The organism is Spirosoma endophyticum (genome assembly GCF_900112365.1).
In the GTDB taxonomy this organism is placed as follows: Bacteria; Bacteroidota; Bacteroidia; order Cytophagales; family Spirosomataceae; genus Spirosoma; species Spirosoma endophyticum.
The window spans coordinates 1-1,728 of record NZ_FOLQ01000072.1 but is presented as its reverse complement, the minus strand read 5'-3'; the positions used below and the strand labels follow the sequence as shown (position 1 = coordinate 1,728).

The window sequence follows — 1,728 nt, the reverse complement described above, 5'->3', positions numbered from 1 at the left end:
AAAAAAAACAGTAATTGGATTCGCATTACTGTATAACATCTAAATAGCCTGTCTTTTATGAAGTCAAGCACTGGTAAGATTGTCTACGAGAAGGAAACTAAGGATTTTCAATCGGGTGAGATCATTCAAACTGAGCGAGAAATTCAAATTCCAAAGGAACCAGATTTCATAAAGCTCTACCTAGATGATCTAGTGCTCTTGAAAGATATACCGCAATGGGTCAGCGGGGTTCTATATTCGCTTTTAAAGCACATGAACTATCAAAACGAGATAGTTCTTAACTCAACTATTAAAAAGCGCATAGCGGTCGATTTAGGTATAGTGCCAAAGACAATAGACAATGCCCTAGTAACCTTTGTGAAGAAGGGCGTTCTTTTACGGCAAGATACTGGAGTCTATAAAGCAAATCCTTACCTATTTGGAAAAGGGGAATGGAATAACATCCGTAAGATCCGCCTTCAAATAGAGTATGGAAAGAATACCCGTGATATTCGAGCTGAAGTCACAAGAGATGAACCCGGACGACAATTAGATTTGATGGAAATACTAGCAGATATCGAGATGTCTGCTGTTCAATAGATATTGGCTTAAACGGAAACGGGCAATGCAGGGATGCAACCCGCTAGGGATAGGCCATACCACGGACAACCGTGTTGCCCCACCTTGATAGCTCGAAGCCAGGTGGGGCTTTTTCGTGTCCTACGGCCACGGGATTTTCTTAGGCATGGACCACCCCAACTGTGTTAAAATGGTACAAGAATTTTACCGAAATAAAGGGGGTAAAGTACTGGTTGTGACCCAGATTAGATCAAAAAGCACAGCCGGCAACAAAAAATCGAATTTTTATTTCTTAGACTATCTCTCCGATGGGCTATTGGTAAGTCACTAAGACTGACGCCCTAACAATTTCTTAACCTGCATGATAGAGTTGCACGTTTCAAGGATTCACCAAAACACCCGAACTATCCGGGTTGATTTTCCGTCCTTTTCATAACAACTTTACCTCAGTTGCAAGCGACAAAAAAGAAGGCGCAACCAGTGTTAGTCTGGTTGCGCCGGGTTGCTGAAGTAGCGGGAGTGCTAACCAGCCTGGTGATAGCAGCTCAAGGTTTGATAGATTTGGCGATCCGAATCTTGGGCTTACTACACCACTAACAACTATCCGGTGCCGCAAGGTGCCGGATTTTTTGTTTCATCACCTTTATAATTCTATAAGCGCAAACCTAAAGGACTGGTTCGACAGATACAAAGATTTGAAATAAAAGAGCCATAAGCCGATTACGTTTACACCAATCCACCATTTTAGTACAGTTGGGGTGGTCCATGCCTAAGAAAATCCTGGGGTTTGGGGCAACGCCCCAATCACTATGTACAAATCCTATTCAATATCTGTACAGATGAATATCAAAAAAAAAGCTTCACGACTTGTTATTCATTATTTCTTGTTGTAATATTGTATAACAAACCGCCGTAGGTTATGAAGCCGGATATCTACAGGGTTCGACCGAACTCGAAATTTGACAAAAAAGGGGGTGAAAACGAGTACGTCGTTAACTTTCTGTTAGAATGTGAGTTTGCTTGGATACAAATTCGCAAGCAATCTGGTCTCTACGAGGTTGAACAAAGGAGGTCTAACGATGTTATTAGATATATAGAGTCGTTGTTAAAAATTATAACAACCGATCCACGGCCCGCAGACGTACGGGTAAAAATCAAGGTTGACATGGT

At 41.7% G+C, this 1,728-nt stretch carries 2 protein-coding genes; both read left to right on the top strand.

The window, feature by feature from the left end:
- The first annotated feature begins 57 nt into the window (after nucleotides 1-57).
- Nucleotides 58-579 carry a replication/maintenance protein RepL gene (locus BM202_RS36440; RefSeq protein ID WP_093835517.1) on the top strand — a complete coding sequence of 174 codons (522 nt, stop codon included), beginning with the start codon at nucleotides 58-60 and terminating at the stop codon, nucleotides 577-579.
- A gap of 898 nt (nucleotides 580-1,477) precedes the next feature.
- Nucleotides 1,478-1,728, top strand: a 251-nt coding sequence (locus BM202_RS37995; protein ID WP_218160660.1) for a hypothetical protein, incomplete at its 3' end; no start/stop codon positions are given.

Coding starts and splice junctions, on each gene's coding strand:
- BM202_RS36440 (WP_093835517.1), top strand. CDS start 58: ATGAAGTCAAGCACTGGTAAGATTGTCTACGAGAAGGAAACTAAGGAT.